20 protein-coding genes are annotated in these 22,204 nt (G+C 72.2%); 5 read left to right on the top strand and 15 right to left on the bottom strand.

Features of this window, described 5'->3' with window-relative positions; translation table 11 throughout:
- Positions 1–174 precede the first annotated feature (174 nt).
- The 7 genes from pheT to infC all read right to left on the bottom strand — a co-directional run bounded on the left by pheT (position 175) and on the right by infC (position 7,868).
- Complete coding sequence (pheT, locus tag ACP4E5_RS35465) at positions 175–2,688, bottom strand: phenylalanine--tRNA ligase subunit beta (protein WP_425835987.1); 2,514 nt, start codon at positions 2,686–2,688, stop codon at positions 175–177.
- Positions 2,688–3,818, bottom strand: a complete 1,131-nt coding sequence (pheS, locus tag ACP4E5_RS35460; RefSeq protein WP_425835985.1) for a phenylalanine--tRNA ligase subunit alpha — start codon at positions 3,816–3,818, stop codon at positions 2,688–2,690. Before pheS ends, pheT begins: the two co-directional genes overlap by 1 nt.
- A gap of 316 nt (positions 3,819–4,134) precedes the next feature.
- On the bottom strand, positions 4,135–5,250 hold the full coding sequence (locus ACP4E5_RS35455; RefSeq protein ID WP_425835983.1) for a sensor histidine kinase: 1,116 nt from the start codon (positions 5,248–5,250) through the stop codon (positions 4,135–4,137).
- A gap of 46 nt (positions 5,251–5,296) precedes the next feature.
- Positions 5,297–6,139 (bottom strand): TrmH family RNA methyltransferase, encoded by an 843-nt coding sequence (locus ACP4E5_RS35450; protein WP_425835981.1) that lies wholly within the window; start codon positions 6,137–6,139, stop codon positions 5,297–5,299.
- Positions 6,140–6,396: 257 nt separating this feature from the next.
- A complete protein-coding gene (gene rplT / locus ACP4E5_RS35445) occupies positions 6,397–6,780 on the bottom strand; it encodes a 50S ribosomal protein L20 (protein ID WP_161700735.1) in 384 nt (127 codons plus the stop codon).
- A gap of 99 nt (positions 6,781–6,879) precedes the next feature.
- A complete protein-coding gene (gene rpmI / locus ACP4E5_RS35440; protein ID WP_266721587.1) occupies positions 6,880–7,074 on the bottom strand; it encodes a 50S ribosomal protein L35 in 195 nt (64 codons plus the stop codon).
- 122 nt (positions 7,075–7,196) lie between these two features.
- On the bottom strand, positions 7,197–7,868 hold the full coding sequence (gene infC / locus ACP4E5_RS35435; protein WP_425841897.1) for a translation initiation factor IF-3: 672 nt from the start codon (positions 7,866–7,868) through the stop codon (positions 7,197–7,199).
- 383 nt (positions 7,869–8,251) lie between these two features.
- Here infC and ACP4E5_RS35430 point away from each other — a divergent pair, with 383 nt between their 5' ends.
- Positions 8,252–8,623, top strand: a complete 372-nt coding sequence (locus ACP4E5_RS35430; RefSeq protein WP_425835978.1) for a DUF1844 domain-containing protein — start codon at positions 8,252–8,254, stop codon at positions 8,621–8,623.
- Positions 8,624–8,658: 35 nt separating this feature from the next.
- Here ACP4E5_RS35430 and ACP4E5_RS35425 read toward each other — a convergent pair whose 3' ends face one another.
- Positions 8,659–9,390 (bottom strand): SseB family protein, encoded by a 732-nt coding sequence (locus ACP4E5_RS35425; RefSeq protein WP_425835976.1) that lies wholly within the window; start codon positions 9,388–9,390, stop codon positions 8,659–8,661.
- Between the two features lie 95 nt (positions 9,391–9,485).
- Between ACP4E5_RS35425 and ACP4E5_RS35420 the strand changes: the two genes are divergently transcribed.
- On the top strand, positions 9,486–10,376 hold the full coding sequence (locus ACP4E5_RS35420) for a serine hydrolase (RefSeq protein ID WP_425835974.1): 891 nt from the start codon (positions 9,486–9,488) through the stop codon (positions 10,374–10,376).
- Here ACP4E5_RS35420 and mycP read toward each other — a convergent pair.
- A complete protein-coding gene (gene mycP / locus ACP4E5_RS35415; protein ID WP_425835972.1) occupies positions 10,360–11,520 on the bottom strand; it encodes a type VII secretion-associated serine protease mycosin in 1,161 nt (386 codons plus the stop codon). The genes ACP4E5_RS35420 and mycP overlap by 17 nt on opposite strands.
- A 5-nt stretch (positions 11,521–11,525) precedes the next feature.
- Positions 11,526–12,401, bottom strand: coding sequence for a hypothetical protein (locus ACP4E5_RS35410; protein WP_425835970.1), 876 nt, complete (start codon positions 12,399–12,401; stop codon positions 11,526–11,528).
- A 583-nt stretch (positions 12,402–12,984) separates the two neighbouring features.
- Here ACP4E5_RS35410 and ACP4E5_RS35405 point away from each other — a divergent pair.
- Positions 12,985–14,187: an amino acid deaminase/aldolase gene (locus ACP4E5_RS35405; RefSeq protein WP_425835968.1), complete on the top strand. Its 1,203-nt coding sequence runs from the start codon at positions 12,985–12,987 to the stop codon at positions 14,185–14,187.
- A 16-nt stretch (positions 14,188–14,203) separates the two neighbouring features.
- Here ACP4E5_RS35405 and ACP4E5_RS35400 read toward each other — a convergent pair whose 3' ends face one another.
- Genes ACP4E5_RS35400 through ACP4E5_RS35385 form a run of 4 tightly spaced genes read right to left on the bottom strand, consistent with a single transcriptional unit; the run spans position 14,204 to position 19,055 of the window.
- Positions 14,204–15,490: an HAD family hydrolase gene (locus ACP4E5_RS35400; protein WP_425835966.1), complete on the bottom strand. Its 1,287-nt coding sequence runs from the start codon at positions 15,488–15,490 to the stop codon at positions 14,204–14,206.
- A gap of 43 nt (positions 15,491–15,533) precedes the next feature.
- Entirely contained in the window at positions 15,534–16,316 is a 783-nt protein-coding gene (locus ACP4E5_RS35395; RefSeq protein WP_425835964.1) for a 3-oxoacyl-ACP reductase, read from the bottom strand.
- A 7-nt stretch (positions 16,317–16,323) separates the two neighbouring features.
- On the bottom strand, positions 16,324–17,679 hold the full coding sequence (locus ACP4E5_RS35390) for an aldehyde dehydrogenase family protein (RefSeq protein ID WP_425835962.1): 1,356 nt from the start codon (positions 17,677–17,679) through the stop codon (positions 16,324–16,326).
- A gap of 11 nt (positions 17,680–17,690) precedes the next feature.
- Positions 17,691–19,055: a glutamine synthetase family protein gene (locus ACP4E5_RS35385; RefSeq protein WP_425835960.1), complete on the bottom strand. Its 1,365-nt coding sequence runs from the start codon at positions 19,053–19,055 to the stop codon at positions 17,691–17,693.
- Positions 19,056–19,258: 203 nt separating this feature from the next.
- Here ACP4E5_RS35385 and ACP4E5_RS35380 point away from each other — a divergent pair, with 203 nt between their 5' ends.
- Positions 19,259–19,957, top strand: coding sequence for a gamma-glutamyl-gamma-aminobutyrate hydrolase family protein (locus ACP4E5_RS35380; protein ID WP_425841895.1), 699 nt, complete (start codon positions 19,259–19,261; stop codon positions 19,955–19,957).
- A gap of 105 nt (positions 19,958–20,062) precedes the next feature.
- Here the strand turns inward: ACP4E5_RS35380 and ACP4E5_RS35375 are convergent, their stop codons facing one another.
- Positions 20,063–20,998, bottom strand: a complete 936-nt coding sequence (locus tag ACP4E5_RS35375; RefSeq protein WP_425835958.1) for a LysR family transcriptional regulator — start codon at positions 20,996–20,998, stop codon at positions 20,063–20,065.
- Between the two features lie 70 nt (positions 20,999–21,068).
- On the opposite strand from ACP4E5_RS35375, the gene ACP4E5_RS35370 reads away from it, so the two are divergent.
- Complete coding sequence (locus tag ACP4E5_RS35370; protein ID WP_425835956.1) at positions 21,069–22,178, top strand: TDT family transporter; 1,110 nt, start codon at positions 21,069–21,071, stop codon at positions 22,176–22,178.
- The last annotated feature ends 26 nt before the right edge of the window (positions 22,179–22,204 follow it).

Raw genomic sequence — 22,204 nt, 5'->3', positions numbered from 1 at the left:
GGCCCACTGCAGCACGCTCGCCGGTCGGCCCGGCGGCCGCAATGATTCTGTCGACCGCCTGCCCATAGGGGAGCGGATCATCGAGAATCCTCACTCGAATGAGTGAGGGGTGCACCCGGTCTCCCGGATGCACCCCTCACGTGCGGCTACGCGCGCGGTGGCGCGCCGGAGCGGTTACGCGCCCCGCAGCACCGCGCCCGTGCGCTCGGCGGCGAGCGCCACCGCGGCGTCGCGCGCGGCCGACGCCTCGTCGGCCTTCAGCGTGCGGTCGCCGGCCCGGAAGCACAGCGCGTAGGCGAGCGACTTCTTGTCGTCGCCGAGCTGCTCCGCGTTCTCGTACACGTCGAACAGGCGGATGGACTCGAGGAGTTCACCCGCGCCCTCGCGCAGCGCCTTCTCGACCTCGGCGGCCGGGACGGTCCTGTCGACGATCAGCGCGACGTCCTGCGTGGCGACGGGGAACGTGGAGATCCGCGGCGCTTCGAGCAGGCCGGTGCCGGACCGCTCCAGGACGTCGAGGTCCAGCTCCATCGCGCAGGTGCGCTCGGGCAGGCTCAGCGCCTTGACGACGCGCGGGTGCAGCTCACCGGCGTGGCCGACGAGCGTCTCCGTGCCGTCGATGTCGACGTACAGGGCGGCGCAGCGGCCGGGGTGCCACGGCTCGTGCTGGTCGGCACGGACCGTGAGCTCCGCGTGCGCCTCGCGGGCGAGGGTGCGCGCGGCCTCGATGGCGTCGGCCCAGTCGCCCTGCCGGCCCTTGCCCCACCAGCCGGCCTGCTCGCGGGCGCCCGCGAGGACGACGGCGGCGTGGCGCGGCTGCGCGGGCAGCGCGGCGTTCAGACCGGCGATCTCCTCGTCGGTCGGGCGGCGGTCGACGGGCAGCCGGACCGGGGCGATCTCCTCGCCTGTCGGCCGGAAGACCAGGCCGGTCTCGAAGAGCGCCAGGTCGTGGCTGCCGCGGCCGTCGTTGCGGCGCAGCGCCGAGAGCAGGCCCGGCAGCAGCGTCGTACGGAGCGCGGGCTCCTCGTCGTTGAGCGGGTTGATCAGCTTGACGACCTTGCGGCGGTCGTCGTCCGCGGCCAGGCCGAACTGGTCGAAGACGCCCTCGCTCAGGAACGGGTAGTTCGGCGCCTCGACGTACCCGGCACCGGCCAGCGCGCGGCCGACACGGCGGTGCAGCCGCTGACGCGCGGTCAGGCCGCGGCCCGCCGGGGGCTTCGGCAGCGTGGAGGGCAGGTTCTCGTAGCCCTCCAGGCGGATGACCTCTTCGGCCAGGTCGTTCGGGTCCACGAGGTCGGGGCGCCAGGACGGCACGGTGACCGTCAGGACGTCCTGTCCGTACGCGTCGCAGCCGACCTCCTGGAGGCGGCGCACCACGGTCTCGCGGCCGTACGCCACGCCCGCCACCTTGTCCGGGTGGTCGGCCGGGACGGTGATGGTGTGCGGCCCGGACGGGGCGACGACCTCGGTGACACCGGGCTCTGCCTTGCCGCCCGCGAGCAGCACGAGCAGGTCGACGGCGCGCTGGGCCGCGGCCGACGCGGCCTGCGGGTCGACGCCGCGCTCGAAGCGCTTGGACGCCTCGGAGGACAGCTTGTGGCGGCGCGCGGTGCGGGCGATGGAGACGGCGTCGAAGTGCGCGGCCTCGATGACGACGTCGGTGGTACCGGCGTCCTCCGCGTGGTCGGCGATCTCCGTGTTGGCGCCGCCCATCACGCCGGCGAGGCCGATGGGGCCGCGCTCGTCGGTGATGACCAGGTCCTCGGCGTCGAGCTTGCGCTTGGTGCCGTCGAGGGTGGTGAGCTGCTCGCCCTGCTCGGCGCGGCGGACGCCGATCGCGCCCTGCACGAGGGAGCGGTCGTAGGCGTGCAGCGGCTGGCCGAGCTCCATCATCACGTAGTTCGTGACGTCGACGGCGAGCGAGATCGGGCGCATGCCGACCTTCTGCAGGCGGCGCTGCAGCCAGATCGGGGAGCGGGCCTCGGGGGACAGGCCGGCGACCGTGCGGGCGGTGAAGCGGTCGCAGCCGAGGCGGTCGGCGATCTGCACCGGGTAGCCGTCGGCGTTCGGCGTCGGGACGTCGAGGAGCGCCGGGTCGCGCAGCGGCAGACCGTAGGCGATGGCGGCCTCGCGGGCGACGCCGCGCAGCGACAGGCAGTCCCCGCGGTTGGCGGTCACCGCGATGTCCAGCACCTCGTCGACCAGTTCGAGCAGCTCGATGGCGTCGGTGCCGACCTCGTGCTCCGGCGGCAGCACGATGATGCCGTGCGTGCCGTCGTCGCCCATGCCGAGCTCGTCGGTGGAGCAGATCATGCCGTGCGAGGTCTTGCCGTACGTCTTGCGCGCGGCGATCGCGAAGTCGCCGGGCAGGACGGCGCCCGGCAGGACCACGACGACCTTGTCGCCGACGGCGAAGTTCCGGGCGCCGCAGACGATCTCCTGCGGCTCACCGGTGCCGTTGGCCTGCCCGACGTCGACGGTGCAGAAGCGGATCGGCTTCTTGAAGCCCTCCAGCTCCTCGATGGTCAGCACCTGACCGACGACGAGGGGGCCCTTGAGGCCTGCGCCGAGCTGCTCGACCGTCTCGACCTCGAGGCCGGCGGAGACGAGCTTGGCCTGCACGTCGCGGCCGGTCTCGGAGGCGGGGAGGTCGACGTACTCCCGCAGCCAGGAAAGCGGGATACGCATCAGATCTCCATCCCGAACGGCCGGGTGAAGCGCACGTCACCCTCGACCATGTCTCGCATGTCTTCGACGTTGTGGCGGAACATCAGCATCCGTTCGATGCCGAACCCGAAGGCGAATCCGCTGTACTTCTCGGGGTCCACACCGCAGGCGACGAGCACCTTCGGGTTGACCATGCCGCAGCCGCCCAGCTCGATCCAGCCCTCGGAGGAGCAGGTGCGGCAGGGGTTGTCGGGGTTGCCGACGGACTCGCCGCGGCACACGTAGCAGACCATGTCCATCTCGGCGGACGGCTCGGTGAACGGGAAGAAGTTCGGGCGCAGCCGCGTCTTCATGTCCGGTCCGAACAGCGCCTGGACCATGTGGTCGAGGGTGCCCTTGAGGTCCGCCATGGTCAGGCCCTCGTCGATGGCGAGCAGCTCGACCTGGTTGAAGACGGGGGTGTGCGTGGCGTCCAGCTCGTCGGAGCGGTACACGCGGCCCGGGCAGATCACGTAGACCGGCGGCTCGCGGTCCAGCATCGAGCGGATCTGCACCGGAGAGGTGTGCGTGCGCAGCACGAGACCGGCCTCGTCGTCACCCTGGGGCTGCGTGCCGCCCTGGACGAAGAAGGTGTCCTGGGTGCCGCGGGCGGGGTGGTCGGGCCCGATGTTGAGCGCGTCGAAGTTGAACCACTCGGCCTCGATCTCCGGGCCCTCGGCGACCTCGTAGCCCATGGCCACGAAGACGTCCTCGATGCGCTCGGAGAGCGTGGTCAGCGGGTGCCGGGCGCCGGCCTGCGCACGGTCGTGGGGCAGCGTGACGTCCACGGCCTCCTCGACCAGGACGCGCGCGTCGCGCTCGGCCTCCAGCTCGGCCTGGCGGGCGGCGAGGGCCCGGCCCACGGCGGCGCGGGCCTGCCCGACGAGCTTTCCTGCCGCGGCCTTGGCCTGCGGCGGCAGCGCGCCGATCTCGCGGTTGGCGAGCGCCAGCGGCGAGGTGCCGCCGGTGTGCGCGACCTTGGCCTCCTGAAGCGCCTTGAGCGAGTCCGCGGCGGCGAAGGCGGCGAGCGCCTCCCCCTGGACGCGCTCGATCTCTTCCGGTTTCAGTGCCTCGACCTCGACAGGGTCGTACGACTTGTTCGGTGCCGACATCTCTTCCCGTGCTTCCGATTGGCGTGGCTGAGGGTCCCGCAGACGCGTTCGACGGCCGTCGATGGGCTGGGACGCAAACGTGCCAAAGGACGAGTCTAGACGAGGAGGTCGGAGCCCCCGTCGTCCGCCCGAAGGGCGGGCGCGGATTGGTCTGGTGCGTGCGATCGCAAGGCGGAGGAGGGCGACGACGCGGAGCATCGGCAACCGACGACAACGCCGCGAGCGTGCGTGCCGGACCAATCCGCGCAGGCGGGGGCTCCGACCTCCTCGTCTTGCGGGGGTGAGGTGTGCGAATGCGCCCGTGGGGCCCCGGTACTCAGCTGGTGAGGTACGCCGGTGTCGCCACGGGCAATGTAAATCGGAACTCGGCGCCGCCGCCGGGTGCCCGGCCGACGGTGATCGAGCCGCCGTGGGCTTCCACGATGCCCTTGACGATGTAGAGCCCGAGGCCCGTCCCGCCGCGCTTGCTGCCCCGCCAGAAGCGGGTGAAGACGCGGTTCATGGACTCCTCCGGGATGCCCGACCCCTCGTCGCTCACGGTGACCGACGTGCCGGTGGGTCGGGTCGGCTCGACAACAATGGTGACGGTTCCCTCGCCGTGGCGCACGGCGTTTTCCAGCAGGTTGCTCAGCACCTGGTCGACCTTGTCCGGGTCGGCCCACGGATCGGGCAGCGGATGCTTGACGCGCAGCAGGAACCGGTCGGCCGACTGGCCCGCGGCGACGTGCGCCTGGATGTGCCGGGACACGGCGGCCGCGACATCGACGGGCTGGCGCCGCAGTTCGAGCCGCCCGGAGTCGATGCGGGAGATGTCCAGCAGCTCGGCGATCAGCCGGGTCACCCGGTTCGCGTCGGCGTCGACGGTCTCCAGCATCAGCCGCTTCTGCTCGTCGGTGAACCGCTCCCACTTGGCGAGCAGCGTCGCGGTGAAGCCCTTGACCGAGGTCAGCGGGGAGCGCAGCTCGTGGGCGACGGTGGCGATCAACTCGGCGTGGCTGCGCTCGGTGCGCCGCCGGGCCTCGGTGTCCCGGAGCGACACGACGACGCGGCGCACGGGCCCGGTCGGCCGGACGCGCACGTAACGCGCGGTGACCAGGACCTCGCGGGCGCCGGGCAGCAGCAGGTTCCGCTCGGGCTGTCCGACCCGCGTCGCGAGCCCGCCGTACGGGTCGGTGAGCTGCCACCAGCGCCGGCCCTCGAGGTCCTCCAGCGGCAGGACCCGCTCCAGCGGGGCGTCGAGCGCGGTGTCCGCGCGGACCGCGGTGATGCGCTCCGCGGCGGCGTTGAAGCAGATGACGCGGCCCCGCTCGTCGGCGACGACCAGGCCGTCGGGCAGGTCGTCGGGGTGCACGCCGAGCGCCGCGAGTCCGTCGGGACCGGACGCGTCGGATCCGGTCAGGCCGCGTGAGTCGCTGCCGTTGACGACGCTCATCTCCCGCGCTCCCCCTCCCGGCGGTCGATCCGGAAGAGTCACCCTACTAGCCGGGAGTGACGGAGCGGCACCCTCCAGGGGCACGCTGTGCACGCGCGGAGGCGTACAGGCACACGGCGGCGGCCGTCGCGAGGTTGAGGCTCTCGGCCTTGCCGTGGATGGGCACGCGCACGACGGCGTCGGCGAGTGCGCGGGTCTCCTCCGGCAGGCCCCAGGCCTCGTTGCCGAACACCCAGGCGGTCGCGGCGCCCATGGTCCCCTGGTCCAGCTCGTCGTCGAGGTCGTCCTCGCCCGCTCCGTCGGCGGCGACGATCCGCACGCCCGCCTCCTTGAGCCCGGCGACGGCCTCCTCGACGGGTACGCCCACGGCGACGGGCAGGTGGAACAGCGATCCCACGGAGGCGCGGACGGCCTTCGGGTTGTAGAGGTCCACGGAGGCGTCGGTCAGCACGACGGCCTCGGCGCCCGCGGCGTCGGCGCACCGGAGCACGGTCCCGGCGTTCCCGGGGTCCCGCACATGCGCGAGGACGGCGACGAGCTTGGGCCGCGCGGCGAGGATGTCCTCGAACGGCGTGTCCAGGAACCGGCACACTCCCACGAGGCCCTGCGGGGTGACGGTGGTGGAGATATCGCCGATGACGTCCTCGTCGGCGAGGTGCACCCGGGCGCCCGCGTCCCTGGCCTCCCCGACGATGTCGGCGTAGCGCTCGGCGGCGTCGACGGTCGCGAACATCTCGACGAGCCCGCCGTGCGCGGCGGCCTCCCGCACGGCCTGCGGCCCCTCGGCGAGGAACAGCCGCTCCTTCCCCCGGAAGTTCCGCTTGGCAAGCCTCCGGGCGGCGCTCACGCGGGGCGACTTAGGGGAGATCAACTCGGGCGTTGCGACCATGCGCCTAACTTTCGGACGGGATAACGGGGTTGGGGCCTGACGAGGAGTGCGCGGCACCGGGGGCCGCCTTGCCCACCCTGCCGCCCCAGGCGGCAGATTGCCCAAGGCGGTGGCGGTTGATTTCAGCCTCTGCGGCGATTGAGCAGCGGGGTCCGGGGCGGAGCCCCGTGACGTGGGGACGGACGGCCCCGAACAACGTGGGACCCGCAAGCCACACGGCTTGCGGGTCCCACGTCACATACGACTCAGCGGAGCGTTCACGCAGCCTTGGGCGCGTTCACGTCCGACGGGAGCGCCTTCTGCGCAACCTCGACGAGGGCGGCGAACGCGTTGATGTCGTTCACGGCCAGCTCGGCCAGCATCTTGCGGTCCACCTCGATGTTGGCGGCCTTCAGACCCTGGATGAGGCGGTTGTACGTCATGCCGTTCTGGCGGGCAGCGGCGTTGATGCGCTGGATCCACAGCTGACGGAAGTCGCCCTTGCGCTTCTTGCGGTCGTTGTAGTTGTAGACGAGGGAGTGGGTGACCTGCTCCTTCGCCTTGCGGTACAGACGCGAACGCTGGCCGCGGTAGCCGCTGGCCTGCTCGAGGATCGCCCGACGCTTCTTGTGCGCGTTCACCGCGCGCTTGACGCGTGCCACTGTTAACTCCTTGTAGCGGGGCCGGGGTTGTTGTCACCCGACCCGAATTCGAATGGGTCCCGGTCTAGCCGACGTACAGGGCGTGGAAACGCCCGTACATCACTTGCCGAGAAGCTTCTTGATCTTCGCGGCGTCGCCCGGGGCCATCTCGGCGTTGCCGGTGAGGCGACGCGTCACACGGGACGACTTGTGCTCGAGCAGGTGGCGCTTGCCGGCGCGCTCGCGCATCACCTTGCCGGAGCCGGTGATCTTGAAGCGCTTGCTGGCACCGCTGTGCGACTTGTTCTTCGGCATAGCGCCGTTCTCTCCTCGTCAGTGGCATTCCGGGCCGGTCCGTGCGTGGCGCGAACCGGCCGTGGTGGAACGTCAGTTGTGTCAGTTGGTATCCGTGACGCACAGGCTGTGCGCCGCACGGATCATGCCTCGGCCGGAGCCTCGGCGGGGGTCTCGGCGACGTCCTCGGCGATGTCCTCGTCGGCCTGGTCCTCCGCGGCGTTCTGCGAACGTCCGGGGTTGGCCTTCGCGTCGGCCTTGCGGGCGGCCTGCGCCTCGCGGGCCTCGGCCATCGCCTCGGTCTTCTTCTTGTGCGGACCGAGGACCATGATCATGTTTCGGCCGTCCTGCTTCGGGTTCGACTCGATGAACCCGAGGTCCTGGACGTCGTTCGCGAGACGCTGCAGCAGCCGGAAGCCGAGCTCCGGACGGGACTGCTCGCGACCACGGAACATGATCGTGATCTTGACCTTGTCGCCCTGCTTGAGGAACCGGACGACGTGACCCTTCTTGGTGTCATAGTCGTGCGGGTCGATCTTCGGCCGGAGCTTCATCTCCTTGATGACCGTGTGCGCCTGGTTCTTGCGCGCCTCACGGGCCTTCATGGCCGACTCGTACTTGAACTTCCCGTAGTCCATGAGCTTGCATACGGGCGGACGGGCGTTCGCCGCCACCTCGACCAGGTCGAGGTCGTACTCCTGAGCAAGCTCAAGGGCCTTGGCAAGCGGAACAATCCCGACCTGCTCGCCGCTGGGACCGACAAGTCGCACTTCGGGAACGCGAATCCGGTCGTTGATGCGGGGCTCGGCGCTGATGGATCCTCCTCGGTAGCACCAACACGACGGCCTGGCGGACCGCCGCGTACGTTTTTGACGTAAGTACCAACCGCGCCGAAACACAAAAAATGCCCCGGACGGTACACAGGCAGGGCTCCAAGGAATACCGGAGCACCACCACGGTGAACCGCGGGGCGCAGACTCGGACGGTTCCGTCGTCCGTACGGAACGACGGGGACCGTCTGACCGGTGACCCACCGCCCTGGTCGGGCGGTCAGGTGGGAGATCGGAGCCTCCACTTGTGGGCCGGTCACAGCATCCGCGAGAACATCGAGCATGACGTGTCCGGCCGGTCGTTACACAAGGTTAGCAGGACTTGGGGGGTGCGCCCAATCGGGTGCGCGCGACATATCGTGGGGCCCATGAGTGACGCGACCCCCGCAACCGACGCCCCCGGCACCCCTGACTACGACGCGCTGACCCGCGACATCGCCGAGGTGCCCGCCGTAGAAGTCATCGTGACGGTCGCGGTGAACCTGATGAGCGCCGCCGCGGTGAAGCTCGGCCTCACCGAGGAGGGCGACGCCCACAAGGACCTCGACGAGGCGCGGAAGCTGATCCACGCGCTGGCGGGCCTGCTCGACGGCAGTGCGACGGAGATCAGTTCCTTCCACGCCGCGCCGCTGAAGGACGGCCTGAAGTCGCTGCAGCTCGCGTTCCGCGAGGCCTCGGTCGTGCCGGACGAGCCGGGCAAGGGCCCGGGCGAGAAGTACACGGGGCCCGTGTACGGCTGAGCATCAAGGGCCACGTGCCACGTACGTGGCCGACATCACTGACGTACGTAGAGGGGCTCGCCCGGTGGCGTCGCCTCGGTCGGCAGGAGTGCCAGATCGAGGCCGCGCACCAGGCGGGCCCTCAGTGTTTCGTCGGCGGCGATGCGGGCGGCGAGGGACTGTGCCGTGGCCTGGACGTCGGCGCTCGCGTCGATGACCAGGGCCAGGGTGCCGTCCGCCTGGCCGGGGCCCAGGTAGGCGCGGGCCACGGACGGCTCGGCGGCGACCGCGGTGCGCGCCGCGTCCCTGACGGCCGGGTCGGCGAGCGGGTCGGCGTCGGCGCGGCCCTCCGCGAGGGCGTACAGGGCCGGGCCCGTCAGCTCGTACGGGACGGGGCCCGCGATGTCGAGGACGACGGTGTCGGCCTTCTCGTGGGCGGCGGCCTGGAGCGCCTGATGCAGCGGGACGGCCACCGGGCGGGCCTCGGGGTCCCAGAGGGCGAGCGACTCGGTGGACGTGAAGGCGGGGAGCGCGGTGCGCTCGCCGGCCTTCAGGGTCGGCACCGCCATGTCGGACGTCTTCTCGCGGCGCAGGCCCTTCTCGTCCTCCTCGACCTCGCCGAGCACGGCGACGATCGGTACGAGCAGCCGGGTGCCCTTGAGCGCCGCCAGGACCGGGCCGTGGGCCGTGCGGTCCTTCGACCACGCGGCCAGCGCCTCGGTCAGGTGCGGGTCCGCCGTACCGTCGTCGTCGGAGAAGCCGGGGTCGGGAATGTTCTTGTTCGCCACGTTCACCGAGCCTACCGAGCGGCCGGGGGCGGATTCTCAGCGGACCCTGGGCCGCGACCCATGGAGCGCACAGGGCGGCGACGGAGCATCGCGGCATGTCCCGCCGATCGAGAAGACGCCGCTTCGCCGCCACCGCCGCGATACTTGTCGCCGCGCTCGGCGGCACTACGGTCTACGCACAGACGCGAGGGCACGAGGCGCCCGCGCTGGTGTCGCACATCGCCTCGGCCGAGAGGAGTTCCGCGCCCGTGGACAAGGACGCCGAGCTGACGAGGGCCGTGCGGGCCGCCGCCCACGGACTCCAAGGCGAGATCTCGGTGGCCGTGTACGACGAGACGAGCGGCGCCGCTGCCTCGTACGCGTCAGGGGACGGGAATGGGACGTACGACACCGCGAGCATCGTGAAGGTCGACGTGCTCGCCGCGCTGTTGCTGCGGGCGCAGGACGAGGGGCGGACGCTGACCGCGCAGGAGCGGACGTACGCCACCGCGATGATCGAGAGCAGCGACAACGACGCGACGACCGCGCTGTGGAACGAGCTGGGCGGGTCCGACGGGCTCGACGCGGCGAACGAGCGGCTCGGGCTCACCGGGACCAGCGGTGGCGACGGGTCGCTGTGGGGGCTCACGCAGACCACGGCGGCCGATCAACTCACCCTGCTCAAGCAGGTGTTCGGGGTCGGTGACGGTCTCGTACTGACCCAGGAATCGCGGTCGTACGTCCAGGAACTCATGGGGAACGTGGAGAGCGACCAGGCGTGGGGGGTGTCCGCGGCCGGGGACGGGGGCGCGGCGCTGAAGAACGGGTGGCTTCAGCGCAGCACCACCGGGTTGTGGGACATCAACAGCGTGGGGCAGGTCACCGTGGACGGGCAGCGGTACCTGGTGGCCGTCGTCTCGCACGGCAGTGCCACCAAGGCCGCGGGCATCGATCTCGTCGAGGACGTGGCGAAGGCCGCGGTGCCGGTGGTCAGCGGCGGCGCGTGAGGCGGTGGCCGCGCCACAGGTAGCCGCCGGCACCGAGCAGCAGCACGCCGACGGCGCCCGCGAGCGTCGCCACCCAGGTCGCGAGGCCGCCGTCGGAATCGTCGTCGGGTCCTGGGCCGAAGTACTTCTCGCCGTACGAGGCCGGGGTCAGGCGCTGCGGCTTCAGCTTCGCGCCCGCGGTGATCGCGGCGGCCGGGTCGACGAGGCCGAAGCCGCGGGAGTCGTCGCGGCCGCCGGAGGGCGGATCGCCGGCCGTGTCCTCCATGAGCTTCTTGATCTGCGCGGGGCTCAGCCCCGGGTGGGCACCGCGGACCAGGGCGACGGCGCCGGACACGAACGCGGAGGCGGCGCTCGTCCCCCACGCCGAGTAGTACTTGCGGTCGGGGTCGGCCGTGACGATGCCCCGGCCCGGCGCGGCGACGGAGGCGTACCAGCGGCGGGTGGAGAAGGAGGCGCGGGTGCCCGTCGCGTCGACGGCGGTGGCGGTGATGACGCCGGGGTACGCGGCCGGGTAGGAGGCGCGGTCGCCCTGCTCGCCGCCGTTGCCCGCGGAGGCGACGACGGAGACGCCCTTCTTCAGCGCGTACTGGACGGCGGAGTCCTCGCTCGCCTCGGGGTGGGCGGTGTTCGAGTCGTCGCCGAGGGACAGGTTGATGACGTCGGCGCCGTGGTCGGTGGCCCAGCGGATGCCGTCGGCGAGGGCGTTGCCGCGGGTCTCGCGGGCCTTCGCGCGGGCCGGGTCGCCGTCCTCCAGGATCACCCGGACCGGGAGGATCCTCGCCTGCGGGGCCACGCCCATGACGCCGTCGGCGTCGTCCTTGCCGTGTCCGTGGCCCGCGATGATGCCGGCGATGGCGGTGCCGTGCCGGGCCCAGGGGCGGTCGCCGCGCTCGGCGCCGAAGCCGATGAGGTCCTTGCCGGGGAGCACGCTGCCCTTGAGGTCCGGGTGCTTGTCGTCGACGCCCGTGTCCAGGACGGCGACCGTGACGCCCTTGCCGCGGGTCGTCTTCCATGCCTCGTCGGTGTGCAGCGCGGTGAGGCCCCACTGTTGGGCGCGGACCGAGTCGGCGTGGGCCGCGGTGGCGGGGAGCAGCGCGAGGACGGCCGCGGTGCAGGCCGCGGCGATCGTGTGGTGACGCTTCATGGCTGCTACTGCTCCGTGTCCCGGTCGGCGGTCTTCCTGACCGTCTTGCGCAGGTCGCGTTCGATCCGGTCGGCGATGCCCTGCGCGTCGTGGCCGAGTCCGGCCTGGGCGGGGGCGCTGGTGGCGCCGGGCTTCATGGCGTCGGCGGCGGGCTGGGGCTCGCTGACGGTGCGGGCGTCGGCGAAGCCCGAGACCGCGTAGACGACGACGGGGGCGTCGGTCAGGATGTTGATCGCCCATGACGCGCGCTGGCGGTCGCCGAAGCCGGCGGCGAGGGTGCCCTTGGCGGCGTAGGGCCGGGGCATGAGGTCGGCGCGCCGGTCCAGGCCCTGTTCCATGAAGCGGGAACGCAGCGCCTGGGTGGCCTCCGCGTCGGCCTTGGTGAACATCAGGCCGACCGTCGTGACGCCGCTCTGTGTGGCGTCGGTGTACGTGGCGCGCAGCAGGCGCAGACAGCCGGCCGAGCGCAGCGCCTTGTGCAGCAGCGGGTCGAAGGCGTCCGCGCAGTTCGTATCGGGGGCGACCGCGATCCGCGTCCAGGTGCGGTCGGCCCGGCCGGGCCCCGCACCCTCGCCCTTGAGCGTGCGCGGGAACAACTGGTCGACGGGGACGCCGTGCCAGAGCTGGCCCGCCTCGCGGTACGCGGTCTGCACGGAGGGCGGGCCGCTGTCGCCGCCACTGAGCAGGGAGCCCGTCGTGGCACCGCCGATCAGCCCGAGCCCGAGCACGAAGCAGGCCGCGATGGCCGCGGCTCGCGGCGTGAGCCGGTGACCGACGGGGCGCAGGAGCGTGGTGCTGTCGTCGTAATGATCCGGCCGCGCAAACCGCACAAACGGCCGCCCGGCCGTCTCCGGACGCGGCGTCAGGTCTACGGCGCCCATCGGGCGGCGGGAGGGTTGCGGTGGCACGGGTGGCACGGGTGGCGCGGGCGGCACCGGGGGTACGGTCGCGGGGCGCTGCCCCGGGCCCCGCGCCTCAATCGCCGGCGGGGCTTGATTTTGCCCACCCGGGGCCGGCGGCACCGGCCGCAGGCGGGTGGTGCTCTCGGCGCGGGTCTCCTTCGGCGGGCCGGGAACACGCGCGGGCGGCAACGGCGTACCGGTGCCCTTGGCGGGCGGCAAAGGCGCACCGGAACTCTTGGCGGGCGGCAAAGGCGCGCCCGAGCTCTTGGCGGGCTCGGCCGGCGGCGGGCCGTCCGGGAGGCGGGAGGAGGCGGGGGGCGGTGGGGGTGTGGAGGGCAACGGTGGGGCCGTGGGGGGAAGTTGGGTGGAAGGGGGTGGGGTCGCGGGGCGTGGCGGGACGCGTCTGGCTTGCGTGCTCATGCCTCCCCCGTCTCCTTGAGCCAACGTGCGCGTCACTCTAACGGGCCCGACCAGGTCAACGCGTACTCCGCACACGGGATCGACCGATCCATCACCATCCGTCCCCCTACCCTGCGGTAATCCTGTCTGGCAGGCTTCGGCCATGACACCGCGCGCCGCCGATCGGGCCCGGTACGACCGGGCCACCGCTCATCTCGACGCCCCACTGGCGATCGTGGACCTGGACGCGTTCGACGCGAACGCCGATGACCTGGTGCGCCGGGCCGGCGGAAAGCCGATCCGCGTCGCCAGCAAGTCCGTGCGCTCCCGCGCCCTGTTGGAACGGGTGCTCGCGAGGCCGGGCTTCGCCGGGATCATGTCGTTCACCCTCGCCGAGTCGCTGTGGCTCGCGCGGTCCGGGTTCGACGACGTGCTGCTGGCCTACCCCTCCGCCGACCGCTCCGGCTTCGCGGAGCTCGCGCACGACCCGAAGCTGGCCGCGGCCGTGACCGTGATGGTCGACGACCCGGCCCAGCTCAGGCTCATCGAGGGCGCGCGGGACGGGGGCCGCGAGGAGATCCGGGTCTGCATCGAGCTGGACACCTCGTGGCGCACGCTCGGCGGCCGGGTCCGGGTCGGCGCGCTCAGGTCACCCCTGCGTACGCCCTCCCAACTCGCCGACCTGGCCCGTGTCGTGACCCGCCGCCCCGGCTTCCGGCTCGCGGGGATCATGGCGTACGAGGGTCATGTCGCGGGCGTGGGGGACGCGCTCGCCGGACGGCCGGTGCGCTCGCGGGCGATCCGTCTCATGCAGGCCGCGGCGCGCAAGGAGCTGGCGGTGCGGCGGGCCGAAGTGGTGCGCGCGGTGCGGTCCGTGGCGCCGGACCTGGAGTTCGTGAACGGGGGCGGCACGGGGAGCGTGCAGCACACGGCGGCGGAGGCCGCGGTGACCGAGATCGCGGCGGGCTCCGGGTTGTACGTCCCGCGGCTCTTCGACAACTACACGTCGTTCACGGGGCGTCCGGCCGCACTCTTCGCACAGCCCGTGGTGCGCAGGCCGGGCGTCGGCGTCGTCACCGTGCTCGGCGGCGGCTACCCGGCTTCGGGCGCGGCGGGCGCCGACCGGCTCCCGGTGCCGTATCTGCCGGAGGGTCTGCGCTACGACGCGCAGGAGGGCCCCGGCGAGGTGCAGACGCCGCTGCTCGGCTCCGCCGCGGACGACCTGCTCATCGGGGACAAGGTGTGGTTCCGGCACGCGAAGGCCGGGGAGCTGTGCGAGCGGTTCGAGACGCTGCACCTGGTGTCGGGCGACCGGGTCGCGGAGACGGTGCCGACGTACCGGGGCGAGGGCTACACGTTCCTGTAGCCCCCACCCCGTCCACCTATCCGTGGATGGCATCCGCCTGGTCGGGGACGACCGAGCCGTCGTCCCTGAGCAGCGGTCCGAAGCCGCCCTCCGGCTTGTTGTAGCCGGCCGTGGAGCACGGGTACGTGCCCGTCTTCCGCGGCAGCGGCTCGATGAACATCGGGTTGGCGACCCAGCGTCCGTCGGCGTTGTCGTAGGCCCGGCACATGATCTCGGGCTTGTTGCGGTTGAGGACGAGGTGCGCGCCGGTGGCGTCGTTCACGAACGTCACGTCGGTGTCGGCGTCACCGCCGCCGAGCGCGATGCGCTTGTCCCAGCGCTGCTTCTCCCAGGCCGCCTTCCCCTTGATGTGGAAGATGTCCTGGTTGATCCAGCACCGCTTGCCGTCGATGTACGGGATGGCCTCGCCCTGACTCGCGCCGACGCCGCCGCAGCCCTCGTTGTACGTGGTGATGCGGCCCCGGGAGTCCAGTACGGACCGGATCGCGATGGTGTGCTTGCGGTCGATGCCGACGCCACGCGACCACACCTCGGTCACCGGTTCGGACCCGGCGGACACGATGTACACGTCGAACCCGGCCCGCTGCAACGTACGGATCAGGTCGCGCTGCTGGTCGTAATAGCGCACGTAGCCGGGGATGGTGTGCGTGCCCAGCTTCTGCGTGGAGCCGACGGGCGCGGCGAGCGCCTCCGCGCGGCCCGCGGCGGCGTAGGACTCCAGCTCGGGGACGGTGTGCCCGGCGAACAGCTGCGGCACCCAGGCGTACTGGGGCACCGTGCGGCGGTGGTTCCAGTCGCCCGCGAAGGCGGCGGCGCCGCTCATCGTCTTGCCGGACTCACGGATGTTGAAGATCTCGTCCGTGCAGTCGGTGTCGGTGGAGGTGGGCAGCGGGGCGCCCACCGGGACGTCGGTGCCGCAGGCGGCGGTGAGCGCCTTGTCGGCGTCGTCGGTCATCCACTTGCTGGTCTTCTTCCAGCTCGCGGGCCGCAGGATCTTGTCGTGCTTGAGCGACCAGGCGATGGTCGCGTCGGTGACGTCGTTCTTGCTGACGGTGTTGTCCCAGTCGAACGCGGCGACGGGACGCGGGCCCTTGTGCCCGCCGCAGATTCCCCGTTCGTCGATCATGCGCTGGAGCTTGGCCCGGTTCTGGCCGTACCAGGGCAGCTTCGTCGACAGCTGGGGGCACTTGGCGGCGGTGGGCCGTGCGGACGTGGCGGCGGCCGCGGGTGTGGTGAGGCCGGCGGCCGCCATGAGGGCGGCGGCCGCGACCGAAGTCCACGCGGCAACATGTCTGTTACGCATGTGAGTGGACCGTACACGCGTGAGCCCGACGCTCACAGGGTTCTCACATCGGTGTCACGTACGCGCCGGAGATCCCGCCGTCCACCAGGAAGTCGGTGGCGTTCACGAACGCCGCGTCGTCGCTGGCGAGGAAGGCGACGGCCGCCGCGATCTCCGTCGCCTCGGCGAACCGGCCGACCGGAATGTGCACGAGCCGGCGCGCCGCCCGCTCCGGGTCCTTCGCGAACAGCTCCTGGAGCAGCGGGGTGTTCACCGGGCCCGGGCACAGGGCGTTGACCCGGATGCCCTCGCGCGCGAACTGCACGCCCAGCTCGCGTGACATGGCGAGGACGCCGCCCTTGGAGGCGGTGTACGAGATCTGCGAGGTGGCGGCGCCCATCCGGGCCACGAACGACGCCGTGTTGATGATCGAGCCCCTGCCCTGGCGCCGCATGTACGGGATGGCGGCCTTGCAGCACAGGTACACGGAGGTGAGGTTGACGTCCTGGACGCGCTTCCAGGCCTCAAGGCCGGTGTCGAGGATGGAGTCGTCGTCGGGCGGCGAGATGCCCGCGTTGTTGAAGGCGATGTCGACGCTGCCGTACGTGTCGTACGCCGTCTTGAACAGCGCCTCGACCTGCTCGGCGTCGGTGACGTCGACCTGGACGAAGGTCCCGCCGACGTCCTCGGCCGCCTTCTTGCCGGCGCTCTCGTCGATGTCGCCGCAGACGACGTGCGCGCCCTCGGAGGCGAGCCGGCGCGCGGTGGCGAGGCCGATGCCGCTGCCGGCGCCGGTGATGACGGCGGTGCGGCCGACGAGGCGGCGGCAGATGATCTCTTCGCTCATAAGGTGTTCAGGCCTCCGTGCTGATGAAGACGTTCTTGGTCTCGGTGAAGGCGGCGAGCGCGTCGGGGCCAAGTTCGCGGCCGAGCCCGGACTGCTTGTATCCGCCGAACGGGGTCCCGTAGCGCACGCTGGCATGCGAGTTGACGGACAGGTTGCCTGCCCGGACGGCGCCGGACACGCGCAGGGCGCGGCCCACGTCGCGGGTCCAGATCGAACCGGAGAGGCCGTACTCGGTGGCGTTGGCGAGGCGCACGGCGTCCGCCTCGTCGTCGAAGGGGAGGACGACGGCGACCGGGCCGAAGACCTCCTCGACGGCGGCCGGCGCGTCGGGGGCGGCGCCGGTGAGGACGGTGGGCGGGAACCAGAAGCCGGGTCCCTGCGGGGCGGCGCCCCTGATCGCGGGCTCGCACAGCGGGACGTAGGAACGCACCCGCTCCAGCTGCGCCTGGGAGATGAGCGGTCCCATCTGCGTCTTCTCGTCGGAAGGATCGCCGACGACGACGGACTCGACGGCCGGGGCGAGCAGCTCCAGATACCGCTCGTACACGGACCGCTGTACGAGGATGCGGGTGCGGGCGCAGCAGTCCTGGCCGGAGTTGTCGAGGAACGACATGGGGGTGGCGAGGGCCGCGGCCTCGACGTCCGCGTCGGCGAACACGATGTTCGGGCTCTTGCCGCCGAGTTCCAGGGTCACGCGCTTCACGCGGTCGGCGCACTTGGCCATGACCCGCTTGCCGACGCGGGCGGATCCGGTGAACACGATCTTCGCCACGCCCGGGTGCTCGACGAGGGCGTCGCCCGCGACCGGTCCCTCCCCCGGGAGCACCTGGAAGAGGCCCTCGGGAAGCCCTGCCTCCAGGGCGAGTTCGGCGAGCCGCAGGGCGGTCAGCGGGGTCGTCTCGGCGGGCTTGAGGAGCACCGCGTTGCCCGCCGCGAGGGCCGGGGCGGTGCCCCAGGCGGCGATCGGCATCGGGAAGTTCCACGGGGCGATGACGCCGACGACGCCGAGCGGTTCGAGGAGTGTGACGTCGAGGCCGCCGGCCACCGGGATCTGGCGCCCCGTCAGGCGTTCGACGCCGCCGGCCGCGTACTCCAGCAGGTCTCGTACGTTGCTGGCCTCCCAGCGGGCGTTGCCGATGAGGTGTCCGGCTTCGCTGACCTCCAACTGGGCGAGTTCTTCGAGGTGTTGGTCGACGGTGGCCGCGAAGCGGCGCAGCAGGCGCGCCCGGTCGGCGGGGGCGGCCGCCGCCCAGGCGCGCTGGGCGGCGGTGGCGCGGACGACGGCGGTGTCGACGTCCTCGCGGGTGGCGGGCGGGACGGTGGCCACGAGTTCTTCCGTGGCCGGGTTCAGTACGTGCAGCAATGCGGTCCCTTTCACAGCCTCTCGAATCCCCGGCGGAGTTCCCAGTCGGTCACGGCGGCGTCGTACGCGTCGAGTTCGACGCGCGCCATGTTGCGGTAGTGGGCGACGACCTCGTCCCCGAAGGCGGCCTTGGCGAGGGCGCTGTTCTCCCAGAGCTCGGCGGCCTCGCGCAGCGTGGACGGGACGTGTTCGTAGTCGGCGGTGTAGGCGTTCCCGGCGCAGGCTTCGGGGAGCCGCAGCTTGTTCTCGACCCCGTACAGGCCCGCCGCCACGAGCCCGGCCACCGCGAGATACGGGTTGACGTCGCCGCCCGGGAGCCGGTTCTCGAAGCGGGTCGAGCGGCCGTGGCCGACGACGCGCAACGAGCAGGTGCGGTTGTCGTGGCCCCAGGCGACGGCGGTCGGCGCGAAGGAGCCCGGCTGGAACCGCTTGTAGGAGTTGATGTTCGGCGCGTAGAGGAGGGAGAAGTCGCGCAGCGCGGCGAGCTGCCCGGCGAGGAAGTGCCGCATCAGCTCCGACATGCCGTGCCCGCCGGGCCCCGCCATCACGTTCGTGCCGTCGGCGTCGGCGAGGGAGAGGTGAATGTGGCAGGAATTCCCCTCCCGTTCGTTGTACTTCGCCATGAAGGTGAGCGAGCAGCCCTCCTGCGCGGCGATCTCCTTGGCGCCGGTCTTGTAGATCGCGTGCTGGTCGCAGGTGGCGAGGGCCTCGTCGTAGCGGAAGGCGATCTCGTGCTGCCCGGGGTTGCACTCCCCCTTGGCGGACTCGACGGTGAGCCCCGCGCCCGCCATCTCGTTGCGGATGCGGCGCAGCAGCGGCTCGATGCGCCCGGTGCCGAGGACGGAGTAGTCGATGTTGTACTGGTTCGCCGGTGTGAGCCCCCGGTAGTTCGCGTCCCAGGCGTGCTCGTACGTGTCCTTGAAGACGATGAACTCGAGTTCGGTGCCGACCTGGGCGGTGAGTCCCAGGTCGGCGAGGCGCTCCAGTTGGCGGCGCAGGATCTGGCGGGGCGCGGCGACGACCGGTGAGCCGTCGTCCCAGGCGAGGTCGGCGGTGAGCATGGCGGTGCCCGCGTTCCACGGGACACGGCGCAGGGTGGACAGGTCGGGGTGCATGGCGAAGTCGCCGTAGCCGCGGTCCCAGGAGGACATCGCGTAGCCGTCGACGGTGTTCATCTCGGTGTCGACGGCGAGCAGGTAGTTGCAGCCCTCCGTGCCGTGCTCGAGGACCTCGTCGAGAAAGAAGCGGGCGGCGAAGCGCTTGCCCTGGAGGCGGCCCTGCATGTCGGGGAACGCCAGGACCACGGTGTCGATCTCTCCGCTCGCGACGAGGGCGTGCAGCTCCTCCACGGTCAGCGGGGATGTGCGGTCTGCCACGGGAAGATCCTCCTCAGGTGAACCGGAACCACAACGTAATCGCCGGGCCGCCACCTGGGAAGCAGCCACGGGGCACGCCGGAGGGACACTGCCCCGGTGGCGCTGCCCGCATGCTGAACGCCCCGGTGGCGCGCGTCGTGATCTCGTACGCTCGGGTGCTCGGGACGTACGGCATCGGGGAACGGCATCGGGAGCGCGACACCATGGTGAGCAGGCCGCTGATCGGCATCAGCACCTACCTGGAGAACAAGGCCAGTTGGGGCATCTGGGAGCTGCCCGCGGCGCTGCTGCCCGTCGGCTACCCGCGGCTCGTGCAGCAGTCGGGCGGGCTCGCCGCGATGACACCCCCGGACGACCCGAAGCACGCGCCGTCGGTGGTGGCCCGGCTCGACGGGGTGATCGTGGCGGGCGGCCCCGATGTGGACCCGGTCCGGTATGGCGCGGAGCGCGACCCGCGCACGGGCCCCGCCGCGGGTGAGCGGGACACGTGGGAACTCGCCCTGATCCGGGCCGCGTTGACGTCCGGTACACCGCTGCTCGGCATCTGCCGCGGCATGCAGCTCCTCAACGTGGCCCTCGGCGGCACGCTCACGCAGCACATCGAGGGCCACGTGAAGGAGATCGGCACCTTCGGCACCCACACCGTGACCCCGCTGCCGGGCACGCGCTACGGCGACCTCGTCCCGGAGCCCACCGAGGTCCCGACCTACCACCACCAGGCGGTCGACCGCCTCGGCCGGGGCCTGGTCGCCTCGGCCCACGCGGACGACGGCACGGTGGAGGCGGTCGAACTCCCCGGCATGTCCTGGGTGATGGGCGTCCAGTGGCACCCGGAGATGGGCGAGGACGCTCGGGTCACCGAAGGCCTGGTACGAGCGGCGAGCACACCCCACGGCTTCTGAGCCGACCGTTCAAGCCCCTGCGGCGATTGAGCAGCGGGGTCCGGGGCGGAGCCCCGAGACCGGGAGCCGGACCAGCTCAACCGGACCGGGCTCAGCCGAACCGGCTCACCCGGACCGTGTCAGCGACAGCAGATCCCGCGCGGGCCCCACCGGCAGGTGACCCGTCGGCCACACCGCCCGCAACTCCCGCGCCAGCTCCGCCCCTTCGAGCGGAATCTCCACGAGGCGTCGCCCGGCCAGCTCCTCCCCCACCGCCAGCTCACTCAGCACGGAGGGCCCCGCCCCGCTGACCGCCGCCGACTTCACCGCGGTCGTCGAGGACAGCTCGATCAGGGGCCGGGCGAGCCCGCCGAGGGCCGCGTCCAGAACCTGCCGCGTCCCCGACCCCTCCTCCCGCAGAATGAGCGGCGTAGCGGCCAACTCCCCCGCGGACAGCGGCTTGCGGCGCCGCGCCCAGGGGTGTCCCGGCGCGGTCACCACGATCAGCCGGTCGTGCGCGATGACCGCCGAGTCGAGCCCCGCGGGGACCGTGCGCCCCTCCACGAACCCGAGGTCCGCCTCGCCACCGAGCAGCCGCTCCGCGACCGCCGTCGAGTTCCCCGCGAGCAGCGACACCGCCGTGTCGGGCCGCTCGGCGCGCAGCGCGATCAGCCAGCGCGGCAGCAGGTACTCGGCGATCGTCATGCTCGCCGCCACCCGCAGCCGCGAGTCCCGCCGGTCCCGCAGCGCCGACGCCCCCGCGTCGAACTGCTCGGCCGCCTCCACGATGGGCCGGGCCCAGTCCGTGACCAGCGCCCCGCTGTCGGTGAGCCGGGAGCCGCGCGGCGAGCGGTCGACGAGGGCGAGGCCGAGCTGCCGCTCCATCGACCGGATCCGGCTGCTCGCGGCGGGCTGCGTGATGCCGAGGGCGCGGGCGGCGGCGCCGAGGCTGCCGAGTCGGGCGACCGCGAGGAGCAGTTGCAGCGCACCGAGTTCGGGCACGCGGTGCGCGAGTCCCGCGTCCGGCGCGTGCTCCGTGATCCCTGTGTCCTCCTGGCTCATAAGCCCAGGTTATGCGCTCATAGCGAGGACGTCCCTGGTGGGGGCCGTTGGTCGGCGGGACCGTAGGACCATGGTCACCGCCGCCCACTCCGCACCCCGCCCCCTGCCGCTCCCCAGCACCGGCGTCCGGCACCTCGGGCCCAACTGGTACGCCGCCGTCATGGGCACCGCGATCATCGCCAACGCGGGCGCCACGCTGCCCGTCCGGTTCACGGGCCTGCGCACCGGCCTCACGGCGGTGTGGGCCCTCTCGCTCGTGATGCTCCTCGTCCTCCTCGGTGCCCGCGCGCTGCACTGGACGCACCACCGCGACCGGGCCAGGGAGCAGTTGCTCGACCCGACGGCGGCTCCGTTCTACGGCTGCCTGTCGATGGCGCTCCTCGCGGTGGGCGCGGGAACGGTCCTCGTCGGGCAGGACTGGATCGGCCTCGAAGCGGCGGTCGCCGTGGACGTCGTGCTGTTCACGGTGGGCACGGTCATCGGGCTCGCCGCGGCGGTCGCCATCCCGTACCTGATGGTGGTCCGGCACCGCATCGCCGCCGACGAGGCCTCGCCGGTGTGGCTGCTTCCGGTCGTCGCGCCGATGGTGTCCGCGGCCGTGGGCCCGCTCCTCGTGCCGCACCTGCCGGCTGGGCAGGCGCAGCAGACCCTGCTGTTCGCCTGTTACGCCATGTTCGGCATGAGCCTGCTCGCGACCCTGGTCATGCTGCCGGTGATCTTCGCGCGGCTCGTCACGGCGGGCCCGCTGCCGCTGCTGCTGACCCCGACGCTGTTCCTCGTGCTCGGCCCGCTGGGCCAGTCGACGACGGCCGCGAACAAGTTCGCCGACGTCGCGGGCGGCGTGCTCCCCGACTCGTACGCGCACGGCTTCACCGTGTTCGCCGTCCTGTACGGGGTGCCGGTGATGGGCTTCGCCCTGATGTGGCTGTCGCTCGCCCTCGCGATGGTGCTGCGGGCCCGCCGCCGGGGCATGCGCTTCGCGATGACGTGGTGGGCGTTCACCTTCCCCCTCGGCACGTGCGTGACGGGCGCGGAGGGCCTGGGTAAGCACACGGGCCTCGCCGTGCTCGACGGCCTCGCGGTCGTGCTCTACGTGGGGTTGGTGGCGGTGTGGGTCGTCGCCGCGGTCTGCACGGCGCGCGGCCTCTTCAGCGGTCGGCTCCTCGCAGCACCGCGCTGATGACGGTCGACCGTCCGCCGCCCCGG

The organism is Streptomyces fractus (assembly GCF_049844455.1).
Taxonomy (GTDB): domain Bacteria; phylum Actinomycetota; class Actinomycetes; order Streptomycetales; family Streptomycetaceae; genus Streptomyces; species Streptomyces fractus.
This window is presented reverse-complemented; position numbering and strand designations above follow the sequence as displayed.

Excerpts from the sequence above, each read along its gene's own strand:
- pheT (WP_425835987.1), bottom strand. The coding sequence starts at position 2,688 with ATGCGTATCCCGCTTTCCTGGCTGCGGGAGTACGTCGACCTCCCCGCC.
- pheS (WP_425835985.1), bottom strand. The coding sequence starts at position 3,818 with ATGTCGGCACCGAACAAGTCGTACGACCCTGTCGAGGTCGAGGCACTG.
- ACP4E5_RS35455 (WP_425835983.1), bottom strand. The coding sequence starts at position 5,250 with ATGAGCGTCGTCAACGGCAGCGACTCACGCGGCCTGACCGGATCCGAC.
- ACP4E5_RS35450 (WP_425835981.1), bottom strand. The coding sequence starts at position 6,139 with ATGGTCGCAACGCCCGAGTTGATCTCCCCTAAGTCGCCCCGCGTGAGC.
- rpmI (WP_266721587.1), bottom strand. The coding sequence starts at position 7,074 with ATGCCGAAGAACAAGTCGCACAGCGGTGCCAGCAAGCGCTTCAAGATC.
- ACP4E5_RS35430 (WP_425835978.1), top strand. The coding sequence starts at position 8,252 with ATGAGTGACGCGACCCCCGCAACCGACGCCCCCGGCACCCCTGACTAC.
- ACP4E5_RS35420 (WP_425835974.1), top strand. The coding sequence starts at position 9,486 with ATGTCCCGCCGATCGAGAAGACGCCGCTTCGCCGCCACCGCCGCGATA.
- mycP (WP_425835972.1), bottom strand. The coding sequence starts at position 11,520 with ATGAAGCGTCACCACACGATCGCCGCGGCCTGCACCGCGGCCGTCCTC.
- ACP4E5_RS35410 (WP_425835970.1), bottom strand. The coding sequence starts at position 12,401 with ATGGGCGCCGTAGACCTGACGCCGCGTCCGGAGACGGCCGGGCGGCCG.
- ACP4E5_RS35405 (WP_425835968.1), top strand. The coding sequence starts at position 12,985 with ATGACACCGCGCGCCGCCGATCGGGCCCGGTACGACCGGGCCACCGCT.
- ACP4E5_RS35400 (WP_425835966.1), bottom strand. The coding sequence starts at position 15,490 with ATGCGTAACAGACATGTTGCCGCGTGGACTTCGGTCGCGGCCGCCGCC.
- ACP4E5_RS35395 (WP_425835964.1), bottom strand. The coding sequence starts at position 16,316 with ATGAGCGAAGAGATCATCTGCCGCCGCCTCGTCGGCCGCACCGCCGTC.
- ACP4E5_RS35380 (WP_425841895.1), top strand. The coding sequence starts at position 19,259 with ATGGTGAGCAGGCCGCTGATCGGCATCAGCACCTACCTGGAGAACAAG.
- ACP4E5_RS35375 (WP_425835958.1), bottom strand. The coding sequence starts at position 20,998 with ATGAGCCAGGAGGACACAGGGATCACGGAGCACGCGCCGGACGCGGGA.
- ACP4E5_RS35370 (WP_425835956.1), top strand. The coding sequence starts at position 21,069 with ATGGTCACCGCCGCCCACTCCGCACCCCGCCCCCTGCCGCTCCCCAGC.